Below are 17032 nucleotides of genomic sequence, written 5' to 3' on the forward strand. Positions count from 1 at the left end.
GCCTTGTTCGCCCGTAACGGACTCGGCGGGCCGCTGCCGGTGCCCGGTTGTAGATTAGATCCATGAGCCTTGCGCAGGATATCAACCGTGTTGTAGCGCCCTTCGAAGTCGTCAGCGAATTCAAGCCCGCGGGCGACCAGCCCACCGCCATCAAGGAACTTACGGAGCGGATCAACAACGGCGAGAAGGACATTGTGCTGCTCGGCGCCACCGGTACCGGTAAGAGCGCCACCACTGCCTGGCTCATCGAACAGGTGCAGCGCCCCACGCTGGTGATGGTGCAGAACAAGACCCTCGCCGCGCAGCTGGCCAACGAATTCCGCGAGCTGCTGCCCAACAACGCAGTGGAATACTTTGTCTCCTACTACGACTACTACCAGCCCGAGGCCTACGTACCGCAGACGGACACCTTCATCGAGAAGGACTCCTCCATCAACGAGGAAGTGGAACGGCTTCGCCACTCCGCCACCAACGCACTGCTCACGCGGCGGGACGTCATCGTGGTGGCAACCGTGTCCTGCATCTACGGCCTCGGCACCCCGGAAGAATACATCGCCGGGATGGTGACCCTGCGCAAGGGCCAGGAAATGAACCGGGACGCGCTGCTGCGCAAGTTCGTCTCCATGCAGTACGCCCGCAATGACATGGACTTCCACCGCGGAACCTTCCGGGTCCGCGGCGACACGGTGGAGATCATTCCCATGTACGAGGAACTGGCCCTCCGGATCGAGTTCTTTGGCGACGAGGTGGAAAACATCTACACCCTCCACCCGGTCACCGGCGAGGTCATCCGCGAGGAAACCGAAATGTACGTCTTCCCGGCCTCCCACTACGTGGCCGGGCCCGAACGGATGACGCGCGCCATCAAGTCCATCGAGGACGAACTCGCGGAGCGGCTTGCGGTGCTGGAGGGGCAGAACAAGCTGGTGGAGGCCCAGCGCCTGCGGATGCGCACCACCTACGACCTCGAAATGATGCAGCAGATGGGCTTCTGCAACGGCATCGAGAACTACTCCCGGCACATCGACGGCCGGCCCGGCGGATCCGCCCCGCACTGCCTCCTGGATTACTTCCCGGACGACTTCCTGCTGGTGGTGGACGAATCACACGTCACCATCCCGCAGATCGGCGCCATGTACGAGGGCGACATGTCCCGGAAGCGGACCCTGGTGGACCACGGCTTCCGGCTTCCGTCCGCCATGGACAACCGTCCGCTGAAGTGGGACGAGTTCCTGGAACGCATCGGACAGACGGTCTACCTGTCGGCCACACCCGGCAAGTACGAGCTCGGCAAGGCCGACGGCTATGTCCAGCAGATCATCCGCCCCACCGGCCTGGTGGACCCGGAAGTCATCGTCAAGCCCACCAAGGGCCAGATCGACGACCTCCTTGGCGAAATCCGGACCAGGGTCGAGCGGGACGAGCGCGTCCTCGTCACCACCCTGACCAAGCGCATGGCGGAGGACCTCACCGATTACCTGCTAAGCCACGGCATCAAGGTGGAGTACCTGCATTCGGACGTGGACACCTTGCGCCGCGTGGAACTGCTCCGGGAACTCCGGCTCGGCAGCTTCGACGTCCTGGTGGGCATCAACCTGCTCCGTGAAGGCCTGGACCTTCCGGAGGTGTCGCTGGTGAGCATCCTGGACGCGGACAAGGAAGGCTTCTTGCGTTCCTCTACCTCCCTGATCCAGACCATCGGCCGTGCCGCGCGTAACGTCTCCGGCCAGGTGCACATGTACGCTGACCGGATCACCGACTCGATGGCCAACGCCATTGATGAGACCAACCGGCGCCGCGCCATCCAGGTCGCGTACAACCAGGAACACGGCGTGGACCCGCAGCCCCTGCGGAAGAGGATCGCGGACATCACGGACCAGCTGGCGCGTGAAGACGCCGACACCGATGCGTTGTTGGGCAGCTTCGATTACGGCAAGGGCAAGCGCGGCATTACCGCGGCGGCGAAGCCCGGGGCCAAGGCCGCCAAGGGGGCCAAGAAGGGCGCTGCCATCGTCCGCGGGGACGGCCTCGCCGCAGCACCCGCCGAGGACCTGGTGGGCCTGATCGAGCAGCTGACCGAGCAGATGCACGGCGCCGCCGCCGAACTGCAGTTCGAGGTGGCAGCGCGGATCAGGGATGAGGTCAGTGAGCTGAAGAAGGAGCTGCGCCAGATGCAGGCGGCCGGGCACGCATAAGCCTGGCAGCCCGACACAAAAGGGAAGGGGAGTGGCGGCCCGCCCGGCTGCGGTACAGTTAACGTCACGTAGGGGAGTATCCCAAGCGCTACGATCGTCAACACGCAGGGCATTGATGCCCTGCCGGGCGTAGCGGGCCGCCACTTCAGCACCAGGTGCACAGGCAGGCCGGAGAGACTTACACCGCATCTCTGTACCCTGCGAAAGGCTACCCTGTGCTCGATTTGCCCGTGTGGTTCGAGGTCGGCTCCTTTGTCGTCCTCGGCCTGATCCTCCTCATTGACCTGCTCCTGGTGGTCCGCCGCCCGCATGAACCTTCCATGAAGGAAGCCGGCCTGTGGGTGGCGTTCTACGTCACCCTCGCCCTGGTGTTCGCCGGACTGATGTTTGTCTTTACCGGGCCTGAGTTCGGCGGCCAGTTCGTGGCGGGCTGGGTCACTGAATACAGCCTCAGCATCGACAACCTCTTTGTCTTCATCATCATCATGGCCAGGTTCTCGGTGCCCCGGAAGTACCAGCAGGAAGTGCTGATGGTGGGCATCATCATCGCGCTCATCCTGCGCGGCATATTCATCCTGCTCGGCGCCATCGTCATCGAGCAGTTCAGCTGGGTGTTCTACATCTTCGGCGCGTTCCTGCTGTGGACCGCCTGGAAGCAGGCCCAGGATGAGGGCGAGGACGAGGAAGACCGCGAAAACCCGATCATCGCGAAGATCCGCAAGGTCATCCCGATGTCCGAGAAGTTCGACGGCGGCAAGCTGCGCACCACCGTGAACGGCAAGAAGGTCTTCACCCCGATGCTGATCGTGTTCATCACCATCGGCCTCACGGACCTCCTGTTCGCCGTGGACTCCATCCCCGCCATCTTCGGCCTCACGCAGAGCCCGTTTATCGTGTTCACCGCCAACCTGTTCGCCCTGATGGGCCTGCGCCAGCTGTACTTCCTGCTCGGCGGGCTGATGAACCGCCTGATCTACCTGAAGCACGCGCTGTCCTTCATCCTCGCGTTCATCGGCGTCAAGCTTGTCCTGCACGCCATGCACGTGAACGAACTGCCGTTCATCAACGGCGGCCAGCACATCGAATGGGCCCCGGAGATCCCGACCTTCGTGTCCCTGGGTGTCATCGTCGGCACCATCGTCGTCGCGGTGATCGCAAGCCTGGTCAGCTCCAAGGCCAAGGAGGCCCACCTGGACCCCCGCCTCGAAGAAGACGCCCGCAAGAGCCACAGCGACGTCGACTAGGTTTATCCTGCTTGACCCGGACACCCCGGCCGCGCATCGCGGCCGGGGTTTTCCCGTTTTAAATAGCCCCTGTGGAAGCCCCGTGGCGGGGACTATGCTTCGTCCATGGCCCCCACAGTAACCACTGAAGAGGACGTGCGGCGGGTACAGCGGCGTACCGTCGCCCTGCTCGCCGCGGCCCAGATGTTCGGCGGAATCGGCACCGGCGCCACCGTGTCCATCGGTTCGATCCTCGCGGTCGAGCTCTCCGGTTCCAGCGCCTGGGCCGGGTCGGTGGCAACGCTCATGACCCTGGGCGCTGCACTGGCCGCGCTGCCGCTGGCTTCGCTGGCGGAGCGCCGCGGCCGGCGGACAGGCCAGGTCGCAGGCCTGGTGGCCGCCCTTGCCGGCACGGTCCTGATGGTGCTGGCCGTTGTCACCGGCGTCTTTGTCCTGCTCGTTCTTGGTGCCGCAGGCATTGGCGTGGGAACCGCGGCGGGCCTGCAGGCGAGGTTCGCCGCCGTCGACCTTGCCGACCCTGAACACCGGGGCCGCGCGCTGTCCACAGTGGTGTGGGCGGTAACGGTGGGTGCCGTCGCAGGCCCCAACCTGATCCAGCCCGGCACTGTGGTGGGCGCGGCGCTCGGGCTTCCGCCCGTGGCAGGACCGTTTGTCATCTCCGGCGCCGGCCTGCTCGTGGCGACCGTCCTGGTGTTCGCAGGCCTCCGGCCGGACCCGCTCCTGCTGGCCCGGTCACTGGCCCGGGAACTGGCCCCTGGGCAACAGGCCGCCGCGGGGAAGGGCCAGCCTGCCGCCCGCCGTTCCCTTGCCCGCGGGATGCAGGCGATCCGCGCCTCGCGGACCGCGCTGCTCGCCGTGGCGGCCGTCGTCGCCGCCCATGCGGTGATGGTGGGTGTTATGTCCATGACGCCGCTGCACCTGCAGCAGCTGGTGGAGGGTCCGTCCGCCCACGCCGTACACGCAGCCTCCGGCGACGTGCTGGTGATCATCGGCTTCACGATCTCGCTCCACATTGCCGGCATGTTCGCACTGTCTCCGGTCATGGGCTGGCTGACGGACAAGGCCGGCCGGACAGAGACGATCATGATCGGGTTTGCCCTCCTGATTACCGCGGTTCTGGTGGCCGGGTTCGGGCAGGGTTCCACCACCGCGGTGGCAGTGGGGCTGGTCCTGCTTGGCATGGGCTGGTCCGCCGCCACCGTGTCCGGGTCCACGCTCCTGGCGGAGAGCGTGGGCCAGGAGGCCCGGGTTGTGGTGCAGGGCGTGTCGGACATGCTCATGGGGGCGGCGGGGGCCGTTGGCGGCGCCGTTTCCGGCCTTGTGCTCAGCTGGACGGGCTACCTTGGCCTGAACCTGCTGGGCGGGGTGGTGGGCGCCTGTATCCTCACCGCGGCGTTCCTGGCCCGCGTTACCACGCGGCGGGAGTCAGCGGCGGCCTGACCTGGCCATGCCCAGGAGCCGGCCGAAGATGCCCTCCCCGTCGTCGGCGATGCCGTCATGGTGGAAGTCGCCGGTTTCCCAGACCTGAAGACCCCGGACGGCAGCGGCGGTCTCCAGGGACAGTTTCCGGTCCACGTAGATGTCGTCGGAATACACGGCCGCGGCCGCCGGAACCAGGTTGGCAGCAAGCTGGTGGACATCGTACAACGGCGGCCAGTCCTGCTTGGCCGCCAGGAGCTCCGCCACGTCGCGCAGGGGCTGCAGTGCGGGGTCCTGGTCGAAATACCAGGGATACACCATCTCGCCGGTAAGCAGGAGGGGTTCGGCATCGGGGCGGAACTCCGGATATTCCTCCAGTACCCGCCAGGCGGACCAGTCGGTGGCCTGGCCCTGACCGTAAATGGACTCATGCATCAGGGCGTACAGCGGGTTGGACCTGCGCGACACAATGCCCTGCACCTGGTCCAGGAACGGATCGGAGAGCCGGGGGCCGGCGGGGGTTGGCGTGAAGGCGTCCTCCAGCAGGTAGTGCAGGCTGTCGACCCTGGTGTTGCCGCCCAGGAAGGCACCCGTCATCTGGAACCGCTCCACGGTGAGCGGACTGCCGTCGGGCAGGTACTCGGCTGTGGTCCGCAGGTGCCCGGCAATCCGCTCCACCATGGCGCGGTCCTCCGGGTACCAGCTGAAATACTCAGCGTTCCGCGCCGCCACCCGCTGGAAGGTGGCCCGGTAGACGTCGTCGGCGGGGCCCGTCAGGGGAGCCAGTCCTCCGGTGATGAGGACCTCCCGCAGGCCCGCGGCGGCAAAAGACAGGTAGGTCAGGGCGCAGAAGCCGCCGTAGCTTTGCCCGTACACCGTCCACGGCGGGGAGCTGAGGGCCGACCGGATGAGTTCGGCGTCGGCAACGATCGAATCGGCCCGGAAATGCTCCAGGTACCTGGCCTGCTCTGCGGCAGGCCCGCGCAGCGGCAGGGTGTTGCGGTCAACCGGGGTGGACAGGCCGGTGCCCCGCTGGTCGAGCATGAGGATGCGGAACTCCTTCGCCGCGGCCTTGCTCCAGCCGCCGAGCGAGCCGAACCGGTTGCCCCGGCCTCCGGGGCCACCCTGCAGGTACAGCAGCCACGGAAGTTTTTCCGCTTCCTCCGGGCTGTGGGCCGCGGAGACGTACTCACGCGCGAAGACCGTAATGGTTTCCCCGTGCGGCGCTGTGTGGTCCAGCGGCACCGTGAAGTAATGCTCAACGGTCCGGAGGCCGCGGAACTCGTGCCGGGACCGGATTTCGTGTCCGGCCTCAGCCACGGGCCACTGCGGGGACGCTGCCAAATTCCTGGAGGGCGTCGCCCGTCAGCCGGAAGGTGGACCAGCCGTCCATGGGCCGGGCGCCCAGCCGGCGGTAGAAGTTGATGGACGGCTCGTTCCAGTCCAGGACACTCCATTCGACCCGGGCGTAGCCGTTGTCCACAGCGATGCTTGCGAGATGCTGCAGGAGGGCTTTGCCGTGGCCTTCGCCGCGTGCCGCCGGGCGGACGTAAAGGTCCTCGAGGTAGATGCCGTGGACGCCCTCCCAGGTGGAGTAGTTGAGGAACCACAGCGCGAACCCCTGTACTTCGCCGGATTCGTTCCCGGCCATCGCAGCGTAAACGCGGGCGTTCTCCCCGAACAACACCTCCCGGAGCAGCTCCGGAGTGTTGCGCACGGCGTCCGGCTCCTTCTCGTAGTGCGCCAGCTCGTGGATCATCTGGAGGATTTCGGGAACGTCTTGCTCGGTTGCGGGGCGGATAACACTCATTGTCCGAGCTTACCGCCCAGTACCCGCCCCGGCATGCTGCTCAAAGCCGGTTGACCTCTGTCACGCGCACCACTGCGGTGCCGGTCTCGTCGGAGCCCGCCAGGTCCACTTCGGCGGAAATGCCCCAGTCATGGTTCCGGGCCGGATCGTCAAAGATCTGCCGGACCTTCCACACGCCCGGTTCCTCCGTGATGATGAGCAGCCCCGGGCCGCGGGCATCCGGGCCGGTTCCGATGTCATCATGTTCGTCGAAGTAGTCGTCCAGGGCGTCTTCCCAGCGGTCGCGGTCCCAGCCGGAGCCGCCGTCCAGTTCACCCAGGGCCTCGGCGTCCTCGTCCGCGAACAGTTCCACCCGGCGGAACATTTCGTTCCGGACCATCACCCGGAACGCCCGGATGTTGGAGGTGAGGGAAGGCGGGGGCGGCGGTGGCGCGTCGTGCGGCGTTGGTGCCCCGCCGGACGCCAGTTCCTCCCACTCGTCCAGGAGGCTGGAGTCGACCTGGCGGACGAGCTCGCCCAGCCACGCAACCAGATCCTCGAGGTCCTCCCGCAGCATGTCCTGCGGGACGGTCTGGCGGAGCGCCTTGAACGCGTCTGCGAGGTACCGCAGCACAATGCCTTCCGAGCGCGCCAGCGAGTAGAACTGGACAAATTCGCCGAAGTTCATGGCCCGTTCGTACATGTCACGCACAACCGACTTGGGTGCCAGCTCGAAGTCGCCCACCCACGGGGCGGCCTTGCGGTACACGTCAAAGGCGCCGCCCAGCATCTCCGCAAGGGGCTGCGGGTAGGTGACGTCCTCGAGCATGGCCATACGCTGTTCATAGTCGATGCCGTCCGCCTTCATGGCTGCTACGGCTTCGCCCCGGGCCTTCTTCTGCTGGGCGGACAGGATCTGGCGCGGCTTTTCCAGCGTCGCCTCGATCACGGACACCACGTCCAGGGCGTACGACGGCGACTCCGGGTCAAGGAGTTCCAGCGCAGCCAGGGCGAAGGGGGAGAGCGGCTGGTTGAGGGCGAAGTTCGGCTGCAGGTGGACGGTGAGCCGGACGGTGCGCCCGTCCGGTCCCTGCTGTTCCGGCGGAATGCGTTCCACCACCTCCGCGGCAAGAAGTTCGCGGTAGATGCCCAGCGCTTTTTTCATCAGCTTCAGCTGCGAGGGGCGGGTCTCGTGGTTTTCCGTCAGGAGCCGCCGGGCGGCGGTGAACGGGTCGCCGGGGCGCTCCATCAGGTTCATGAGCATGGCGTGCGTGACCGTGAAGCTGGAACTCAACGGGTCGGGCACGGACTCCACCAGCCGCTTGAAGGTGGGCTCACCCCAGGAAACAAAACCCTCCGGGGGTTTCTTCTTCACCACCTGGCGGAGCTTCTTCTGGTCATCGCCGAATTTTGCGACCGCCTTGGCCATCGCCCGGACGTTCTCCGTGACATGCTCGGGCGCCTGGACCACCACCGTGCCAGCGGTATCGTAGCCTGCCCGGCCGGCGCGCCCTGCAATCTGGTGGAACTCGCGCGAGTTGAGCAGGCGGGTGCGGACGCCGTCGTATTTGCTCAGCGCGGTCAGCAGGACGGTGCGGATGGGAACATTGATGCCCACGCCCAGCGTGTCGGTGCCGCAGATGACCTTCAGCAGGCCCGCCTGTGCCAGCTGCTCCACCAGGCGGCGGTACTTGGGCAGCATGCCGGCATGGTGCACGCCGATGCCGTGCCGCACCAGCCGGTTCAGCGTCTTGCCAAAGCCTGCGGCGAACCGGAAGTTCGCGATGAGTTCGGCGATCCTGTCCTTTTCCTCGCGGGTGCAGACATTGATGCTCATCAGGGTCTGCGCACGGTCGATGGCCTCGATCTGGCTGAAGTGGACCACATACACCGGCACCTGCCTGGTGGACAGCAGCTCTTCGAGCGTCTCGTGCACGGGGGTCTCGTGGTAGTAGTAATGCAGCGGAATGGGCCGCTCCGCTGAGCTCACGGTGGTGGTGGGCCGGCCGGTAAGGTCGGTCAGTCCGGTTTCGAACCGCGTGACGTCGCCCAGGGTGGCCGACATGAGCAGGAACTGGGCCTGTGGAAGTTCCAGCAGGGGAACCTGCCAGGCCCAGCCGCGCTGCGGGTCAGAGTAGAAGTGGAACTCATCCATGATGACTGCGCCCAGATCCGCTGCCGCACCCTCGCGCAGTGCGGTGTTCGCCAGGATTTCCGCGGTGCAGCAGATGATGGGCGCGTCCTGGTTGACGCCGGAGTCGCCGGTGATCATGCCCACGTTTTCGGCGCCGAAGATGTCGCAGAGGGCGAAGAATTTTTCCGAGACCAGCGCCTTGATGGGGGCGGTGTAGTAGCTGCGGCGGCCCTGCGCCATGGCCTGGAAATGCGCTGCGATGGCCACCAGCGATTTCCCGGAGCCGGTAGGTGTGGCCAGGATGACGTTGGCACCGGTTGCAAGTTCCATGATCGCCTCGTCCTGGGCCGGGTAAAGCGCCAGGCCGCGGCTTTCCGTCCATTCCACGAAGCGGGTGTACAGGTCATCGGGATCGACGGCGGCCGTGGGCTGCCCGGCTGACTGGGCAGGAAGCTGGTCAACGAGTTTCATTGGTTTCCAGCTTAGTGCCAGCCTGCCGCGGGAAATCGCGCGCCGGGCTAGGCTTCCCGGTAGCAAGTGCGCCGCCGGGAAGTAGGGAAGCTGATGAGATGGAATCCTGACAAGTACGTACAGTTCGGCGATTACCGGGACCGGCCCTTTTTCGACCTCACGGGCAGGGTCCACGCCGAGCGGCCGGCCCGGGTGGTCGATCTGGGATGTGGACCGGGCAACCTCACGGCAACCCTCGCCGAACGCTGGCCGCGCGCCGACGTGGCGGGCGTGGACTCCTCGACCGACATGCTGGCCAAGGCCCGGAGGCTTGCCGCCGACTACCCGAACCTGCGGTTCGAACAGGGCGACATCGCCGGGTGGAAACCGCCGGCGGACACTGATGTCGTGGTCAGCAATGCCGCCCTCCAGTGGGTGCCGGGCCACCAGTCCATGATCAGGGAGTGGCTCGAAGCCCTGCGGCCGGGCGCCTGGTTCGCCATGCAGGTGCCGGGAAACTTCAACGCACCCTCCCACGCCCTGCTGCGCGAACTCGCCGCGTCAGGGAAGTGGGAAGACAAGCTCGGCGGGGTGCTGCGCGGCGCGGAATCAGTTGGGGAGCCTGCGGAGTACCTGGATATCCTTCTGGACGCCGGCTGCACGGCCGACGCCTGGGAGACCACGTACGAGCAGGTCCTGCCCGGCGCGGACCCTGTCCTGGAGTGGGTCAGGGGCACGGCGCTGCGGCCGGTGCTGTCCGTGCTGCCCGGCGGGGAGGGTGCAGTCTTCGAGGCCGAATATGCCGCGGCCCTGCGCTCGGCGTACCCGGCAGGACGCCACGGGACGGTGTACCCCTTCCGCCGCATCTTCGCCGTCGGGCAAAAGAACTGATCTAATTCAGGTCATGGACCATAGACGCGTCGAGGCCGGCCGGTGAAGACTGCTCCCGACTTCCCCGGAACGTGGAAACCCAATCCTGCCAGCACAGTGGCACTGTATGAACAGTTGCGCCTGCGCATCATCCACCTGGCGGACAGCGGAGCCTTGCCTCCTGGCACTAGACTGCCCGCCGTTCGTGCCCTCGCGGAACTGCTGGACGTGGCGCCGCACACAGTTGCCCGGGCCTACAAGGAGCTCGAGGCGGGCGGTATCGTTGCCACCCGCGGCCGGAACGGCACCGTCGTGTCCGCACGTGACGAACGTCTCAGTGGGTTGTCCGCGGCAGCAGCCGCCTATGCGGAGGCCGCCAAATCGCAGGGCGCCACCTTCGCCGAAGCCGTCAAGCTGCTTGCAGCCGCCTACGACGCCGGCTGAGGCGCCGGCGCGCGTGGGTGTTCGAAGAAATTTTCGATTAGCATTATTGGGTGCCTAAAGCCGTAGCTGAAGAAACCATTTCCTCCACCTCCGTCGCCCTGGCTCCTGCCGCGAGTGTGCATCGGCCGGACCTGTCCCGCCTTGTGGTGAAGGGCGCACGGGAGCACAACCTGCGGAACGTGGACCTGGACCTGCCGCGTGACGCCATGATCGTCTTCACCGGCCTCTCAGGCTCGGGCAAGTCATCGCTGGCGTTCGACACCATCTTCGCCGAGGGCCAGCGCCGCTACGTTGAGTCGCTCTCCGCATACGCGCGCCAGTTCCTCGGCCAGGTGGACAAGCCCGACGTCGACTTCATCGAGGGCCTCTCCCCGGCGGTGTCCATCGACCAGAAGTCGACCAGCAAGAACCCGCGCTCAACCGTAGGCACCATCACGGAGATCTACGACTACATGCGCCTCCTCTGGGCACGCGTGGGCCGTCCCCACTGTCCTGTCTGTGGCGAACCCGTCACCAAGCAGACGCCCCAGCAGATCGTCGACCAGCTCCTCGAACTCGACGAGGGCACCCGGTTCCAGGTCCTGGCTCCCGTCGTGCGCGGGCGCAAGGGCGAGTTCGTCGACCTCTTCAAGGAGCTCAGCGCCAAGGGCTATTCCCGCGCCCGGGTGGACGGCGACCTGATCCAGCTGACTGATCCGCCCAAGCTTGGCAAGCAGTTCAAGCACACCATCGAGGTGGTGGTGGACCGCCTGGTGGTCAAGGAAGGGATCAGCCAGCGGCTTACCGACTCCATCGAAACCGCCCTCGGGCTCGCGGAAGGCCGGGTCCTCGCGGAATTCGTGGACCTTGACGCCGACGATGCCGGCCGGATCCGCGCCTTCTCGGAAAACCTCGCCTGCCCCAACGAGCACCCCCTGGCCATCGACGAGATCGAACCGCGCTCGTTCTCCTTCAACAACCCCTTCGGCGCCTGTGCAGCCTGCAGCGGCATCGGCACGAAGCTCGAAGTGGACGAGGAACTCATCGTCCCCAACCCGGAACTTTCGCTGTCCGAAGGCGCGATTGCGCCCTGGTCGCTGGGAACCGCCACCACCGAGTACTGGAACCGGCTGCTTGAGGGCCTGGCCAAGGAGCTTGGCTTCTCCATGGACACCCCTTGGGAGAAGCTGGGCAAAGACGTCCGCCAGACCGTCCTGCACGGCAAGGACCACAAAGTGGTGGTGCAGTACCGCAACCGGTTCGGCCGTGAACGCAAGTACAGCACCGGCTTCGAAGGCGCCATCCAGTACGTCCACCGCAAGCACGGCGAGACGGATTCCGACTGGGCCCGCGACCGCTACGAAGAGTACATGCGGCAGATTCCCTGCCCCGCCTGCAACGGCGCGCGGCTCAACCCCGCGTCCCTGTCGGTGCTCATCAACGGCAAGTCCATTGCCGACGTCGCGGCCCTTCCCATGCGCGACTGCGCGGACTTCCTGAACAACCTGGTCCTCACCGGCCGCGAGGCGCAGATCGCCCACCAGGTCCTCAAGGAGATTCAGGCGCGCCTGACATTCCTCCTCGACGTGGGGCTGGAGTACTTGAACCTGGAGCGGCCATCCGCCACGCTTTCGGGCGGTGAGGCCCAGCGCATCAGGCTGGCCACCCAGATCGGGTCCGGCCTGGTGGGGGTGCTGTACGTCCTTGACGAGCCGTCCATCGGCCTGCACCAGCGCGACAACCGGCGGCTCATCGAGACCCTCACCCGGCTCCGCGACATGGGCAACACCCTCATCGTGGTGGAGCACGACGAGGACACCATCCACGTCGCCGACTGGATCGTGGACATTGGACCCGGGGCCGGTGAACACGGCGGCCAGGTAGTCCACTCGGGCTCGTACCAGGACCTGCTGGACAATACGAAGTCCCTCACCGGCGACTACCTTGCCGGACGCCGGAGTATTGAGGTCCCGCGGAAGCGCCGCAAATACGACAAGAAGCGCGAACTGAAGGTCGTTGGTGCGCGGGAAAACAACCTCAACAATGTGGATGCGACGTTCCCTCTGGGGCTGCTGACCGCGGTCACTGGCGTCAGCGGCTCGGGCAAATCCACCCTGGTGAACGAGATCCTCTACAAGGTGCTGGCGAACAAGCTCAACGGCGCCAAGCAGGTGGCCGGCCGGCACAAAACTGTCCAGGGCCTGGAGCACCTGGACAAGGTGGTGCATGTCGACCAAAGCCCGATCGGCCGCACGCCGCGCTCAAACCCGGCCACCTACACCGGCGTCTTCGACAACATCCGCAAGCTCTTCGCCGAGACCACCGAAGCCAAGGTCCGCGGCTACCTGCCCGGCCGGTTCTCGTTCAACGTCAAGGGCGGGCGCTGCGAGGCCTGCTCCGGCGACGGCACGCTGAAGATCGAGATGAACTTCCTGCCTGACGTCTACGTCCCCTGCGAGGTGTGCCACGGTGCCCGGTACAACCGCGAAACCCTTGAAGTGCACTACAAGGGCAAGACCATCGCGGACGTCCTCAACATGCCCATCGAGGAGGCGGCGGAGTTCTTCGCTGCGTTCTCGCCCATTGCACGCCACCTGAAGACGCTGGTTGACGTCGGGCTTGGCTACGTCCGCCTCGGCCAGCCTGCCACCACGCTTTCCGGGGGTGAAGCCCAGCGCGTCAAGCTCGCCGCGGAACTGCAGAAGCGGTCCAACGGCCGCAGCATCTACGTGCTGGACGAGCCCACCACCGGGTTGCACTTCGAGGACATCCGTAAACTGCTGCTGGTCCTGCAGGGGCTGGTGGACAAGGGCAACACGGTCATCACCATCGAGCACAACCTGGACGTCATCAAGAGCGCGGACTGGATCGTGGACCTCGGCCCCGACGGCGGTTCCGGTGGCGGACAGATCGTTGCCACCGGCACGCCGGAGCAGGTGGCGGCCTCCACCACCAGCCACACGGGTACCTTCCTCGCAGAAATCCTGGGCTAGGGCCGGAGAAGTATTCCGTGTCGGGAATGCGAGTTTCAGGCATTCCAGTTGACGTGAGAAACTAACCCGGTGACTTCAACAACTGTGCCCGTGATCTTTGACCTGGACGGCACTCTTGTCGATCCGGCCGGTGGAATTACAGACGGAATAGCCTCAGCCCTTCGCGGGCTGGGGCTTCCTGTTCCCGGCCAGGACCTGCTCGAAGCCATGATCGGACCCAAGCTCAGCGACTCGCTGCTCAACGTGGCCCAGGTACCCTCGCATCTCCTCGACGACGTCATCCGGAGTTACCGGGAGTACTACGTCGCCACCGGGATTGCCCAGAGCCGGCTTTACCCGGGCGTCCGGGAGGTCCTGGAATCCTTCGCGGCGGCAGGCCGGCCGCTGGCCGTGGCAACACAGAAACCACAGCGGCTCGCCAACACGGTTCTGGCGCACCACGGCATCGATGGGCTGTTCCTGAGCATCCGCGGGTCGGCGGACAACGAATCGGCCGTTGAGGGTGTGCCGCTCGGGAAAACCGAAATCATTGCCGCCGCCCTCAAAGACCTCGACACCCGGCACGCCCTGATGGTGGGGGACCGCGCACAGGACGTTTCCGGCGCGATCGCCAACGGGCTGGACTGCATCGGCGTCGCGTGGGGCTTCGCGCCCGACGGCGAACTCGAGGATGCAGGTTCCGTCGCCGTCGTCGGCACCGCCGAAGAGCTGGTGGGCGTCATTGACCGCCTGGAGGCCATCCACAGCGCCGCCATGAGCGAGGTGACCAACGATGGAAATGTTTGAGGCCGTCCGCTGGACCACCCGCACCCTGATCGCCGGCACCTGCCGGCCCACTGTCATTGGGATCGAGAATGTCCCGACCGACGGTCCGTTCATCGTGGCACCCAACCACCTGTCCTTTTTTGACAGCGTCATTGTGCAGGCGCTGATGCCCCGTCCCGTGGCGTTCTTTGCCAAGGCCGAGTACTTCACCACCGGCGGGGTCAAAGGCAAGGTCATGAAGGCCTTCTTCGAATCGGTGGGCTCCATCCCCGTGGAGCGCGGCGAGCAGGCAGCCAGTGTCCAGGCGCTGAAGACCCTGCTGGATATCCTTGAATCCGGCCGGGGCATTGGCATCTACCCGGAGGGCACCCGCTCCCGGGACGGCATCCTCTACCGGGGCAGGACCGGCGTTGGCTGGCTGGCCCTGACCACCGGGGCGCCGGTCATCCCGGTGGGCCTGATTGGAACCGAAAACCTGCAGCGCGCCGGTGAGAAGGGCGTGAAGCCGCAGCACTTCACCATGAAGGTGGGCCGGCCGCTGTACTTCGACAAGACGGGCCCGGACCACTCCCTGCCGGCCCGGCGTGAAGTGACGGACAGGATCATGGACGCGATCGCGGAGCTTAGTGGGCAGGAGCGTTCCACCAGCTACAACCAGAGCAAGGTCGCCGAGTAGCGACCCTGTTCCAGGAGCGGGCCGGGCTGGCCAAGCCACCCGGTCCGGCTCAGTAGAATATATAGGTGGCAAATCCAGCAAGCTACCGGCCCAGAACCGGTGAAATCCCCACCAACCCCGGGGTGTACCGGTTCCGCGATCCGCACGGCCGGGTCATCTACGTGGGCAAAGCCAAGAGCCTGCGCTCCCGCCTGAACTCATACTTCGCCAACCCCGCGGGGCTCCTGCCAAAAACCTACGCCATGGTCCATGCCGCCAGCAGTGTCGAATGGACCGTCGTGGGCAGCGAACTGGAGTCGCTGCAGCTTGAATACACGTGGATCAAGGAATTCAAGCCGCGGTTCAACGTGGTGTTCCGCGATGACAAGACGTACCCCTACCTCGCGGTCACCATGGGCGAGAAGTATCCCCGCGTCCAGGTCATGCGTGGCGACAAGAAGAAGGGCACCCGCTACTTCGGCCCCTACACCGCGGGGGCCATCCGGGAAACCATGGACACCCTGCTCCGGGTGTTCCCGGTGCGCAGCTGCAGCGCTGGGGTGTTCAAGCGCGCGGAGGCGACGGGCCGCCCGTGCCTGCTGGGCTACATCGACAAATGCTCCGCCCCCTGCGTGGGGCGCATCTCTCCGGAGGACCACCGCGCCCTGGCCGAGGACTTCTGTGCCTTCATGGGCGGCGAAGCCAAGCGCTTCATCTCGAGGCTGGAAAAGCAGATGGCAGACGCCGTGGCCAAACTCGACTACGAGCACGCGGCACGGCTTCGCGATGACATCACGGCCCTCCGCAAGGTTTTCGAGCGGAACGCCGTGGTGTTGGCGGAGGACACCGACGCCGACATCTTCGCGCTCCACGAGGACGAACTCGAAGCAGCCGTCCAGGTTTTCCATGTCCGCGGCGGCAGGATCCGCGGCCAGCGCGGCTGGGTGGTGGAAAAGGTGGAGGACTTCAGCACTCCCGACCTCGTCGAACACCTGCTGCAGCAGGTCTACGGCGGCGACGGTGACAGCCACGGCCGGCTGCCGCGCGAGGTGCTCGTACCGGTGGAGCCCAGCAACGCCGGGGAACTCGCGCAGTGGCTTGCCGGTATCCGCGGCGCCAAAGTGGACATCAGGGTTCCCCAGCGGGGCGACAAGGCGGCGCTGATGTCCACGGTCCGCGAGAACGCCGAGCATGCCCTGAAACTGCACAAGACCCGCCGGGCCGGTGACCTTACCGTCCGGTCGCAGGCGCTGCAGGAACTGCAGGAGGCGCTGGACCTGCCGGTGCCGCTGCTGCGGATCGAATGCTTCGACGTCTCGCACGTCCAGGGCACCAACGTGGTGGCCTCCATGGTGGTTGTCGAGGACGGGCTGCCGAAAAAGTCGGACTACCGGAAATTCTCGGTCACCGGGACTGCAGCGGCTGACGATACCGCCGCCATGCACGATGTCCTCACCCGGCGCTTCCGCCACTACCTCCAGGACAAGTCGGCGCAGGTGGACGAGTCCGCCCTCGTCTCCGGGCCCGTGGAGCCGGCTGCCGGGGATGTTGTGCCCGACACCACCACCCCGGCGCCGCGGGCCAAGTTCGCGTACCCGCCCAACCTGGTGGTCGTCGACGGCGGCAAGCCCCAGGTCAACGCGGCGGCACGTGCCCTCGAGGACCTCGGCATCGATGACGTCTATGTGGTGGGCTTGGCCAAGCGCCTCGAGGAAGTGTGGCTTCCGGACAGCGACTTCCCGGTCATCCTGCCGCGCACCTCGCAGGGACTGTACCTGCTGCAGCGCATCCGCGACGAGGCCCACAGGTTCGCCATCACCTTCCACCGGCAAAAACGCGGCAAGGCGATGACGGTGTCCGCGCTTGACGCCGTTCCGGGACTGGGCGCGTCCAAGCGGAAGGCGTTGCTGGCCCACTTCGGATCCGTGAAAGGCGTCAAGGCGGCAACCGCCGAGGAGCTTTCGCAGGCCAAAGGCATTGGTCCGTCGCTGGCCAGCGCCATCGTCACCCACTTCGCTGCCGAGGGCCCGGCCGCCGCGGCTGTGCCCGCCATCAACATGACCACCGGCGAAATCATCGAAACTTAGCTAGGGTA

12 protein-coding genes are annotated in these 17032 nt (G+C 66.0%); 9 read left to right on the forward strand and 3 right to left on the reverse strand.

The features are described from left to right. The first annotated feature begins 62 nt into the window (after window positions 1-62). From uvrB to ACYQ1Z_RS11770, 3 genes are all read left to right on the forward strand, one after another. Window positions 63-2195 (forward strand): excinuclease ABC subunit UvrB, encoded by a 2133-nt coding sequence (gene uvrB, locus ACYQ1Z_RS11760; protein ID WP_459792702.1) that lies wholly within the window; start codon window positions 63-65, stop codon window positions 2193-2195. A 215-nt stretch (window positions 2196-2410) separates the two neighbouring features. Further along, window positions 2411-3439, forward strand: a complete 1029-nt coding sequence (locus ACYQ1Z_RS11765; protein WP_459792703.1) for a TerC family protein — start codon at window positions 2411-2413, stop codon at window positions 3437-3439. 105 nt (window positions 3440-3544) lie between these two features. Beyond that, window positions 3545-4879 (forward strand): MFS transporter, encoded by a 1335-nt coding sequence (locus tag ACYQ1Z_RS11770; protein ID WP_459792704.1) that lies wholly within the window; start codon window positions 3545-3547, stop codon window positions 4877-4879. On the opposite strand, the gene ACYQ1Z_RS11775 is transcribed toward ACYQ1Z_RS11770, so the two are convergent. The 3 genes from ACYQ1Z_RS11775 to ACYQ1Z_RS11785 are packed head-to-tail and all read right to left on the reverse strand — an operon-like array spanning window position 4865 to window position 9252. Continuing rightward, a complete protein-coding gene (locus ACYQ1Z_RS11775) occupies window positions 4865-6178 on the reverse strand; it encodes an alpha/beta fold hydrolase (protein WP_459792705.1) in 1314 nt (437 codons plus the stop codon). The genes ACYQ1Z_RS11770 and ACYQ1Z_RS11775 overlap by 15 nt on opposite strands. After that, window positions 6171-6668: an N-acetyltransferase family protein gene (locus ACYQ1Z_RS11780; RefSeq protein WP_459792706.1), complete on the reverse strand. Its 498-nt coding sequence runs from the start codon at window positions 6666-6668 to the stop codon at window positions 6171-6173. Before ACYQ1Z_RS11780 ends, ACYQ1Z_RS11775 begins: the two co-directional genes overlap by 8 nt. A gap of 40 nt (window positions 6669-6708) precedes the next feature. Then, window positions 6709-9252, reverse strand: a complete 2544-nt coding sequence (locus ACYQ1Z_RS11785) for a DEAD/DEAH box helicase (RefSeq protein ID WP_459792707.1) — start codon at window positions 9250-9252, stop codon at window positions 6709-6711. 93 nt (window positions 9253-9345) lie between these two features. Between ACYQ1Z_RS11785 and ACYQ1Z_RS11790 the strand changes: the two genes are divergently transcribed. From ACYQ1Z_RS11790 to uvrC, 6 genes are all read left to right on the forward strand, one after another. Beyond that, a complete protein-coding gene (locus tag ACYQ1Z_RS11790) occupies window positions 9346-10122 on the forward strand; it encodes a trans-aconitate 2-methyltransferase (protein WP_459792708.1) in 777 nt (258 codons plus the stop codon). Window positions 10123-10164: 42 nt separating this feature from the next. Continuing rightward, complete coding sequence (locus tag ACYQ1Z_RS11795) at window positions 10165-10545, forward strand: GntR family transcriptional regulator (protein WP_459792709.1); 381 nt, start codon at window positions 10165-10167, stop codon at window positions 10543-10545. Between the two features lie 50 nt (window positions 10546-10595). Beyond that, window positions 10596-13517: an excinuclease ABC subunit UvrA gene (gene uvrA / locus ACYQ1Z_RS11800; RefSeq protein ID WP_459792710.1), complete on the forward strand. Its 2922-nt coding sequence runs from the start codon at window positions 10596-10598 to the stop codon at window positions 13515-13517. A 69-nt stretch (window positions 13518-13586) separates the two neighbouring features. Continuing rightward, a complete protein-coding gene (locus ACYQ1Z_RS11805; RefSeq protein WP_459792711.1) occupies window positions 13587-14303 on the forward strand; it encodes an HAD hydrolase-like protein in 717 nt (238 codons plus the stop codon). Continuing rightward, window positions 14290-14958, forward strand: coding sequence for a lysophospholipid acyltransferase family protein (locus tag ACYQ1Z_RS11810; RefSeq protein ID WP_459792712.1), 669 nt, complete (start codon window positions 14290-14292; stop codon window positions 14956-14958). Before ACYQ1Z_RS11805 ends, ACYQ1Z_RS11810 begins: the two co-directional genes overlap by 14 nt. A gap of 65 nt (window positions 14959-15023) precedes the next feature. Next, a complete protein-coding gene (gene uvrC / locus ACYQ1Z_RS11815; protein WP_459792713.1) occupies window positions 15024-17024 on the forward strand; it encodes an excinuclease ABC subunit UvrC in 2001 nt (666 codons plus the stop codon). Window positions 17025-17032: the final 8 nt, after the last annotated feature.

This window comes from Arthrobacter sp. AD-310, from assembly GCF_054656615.1.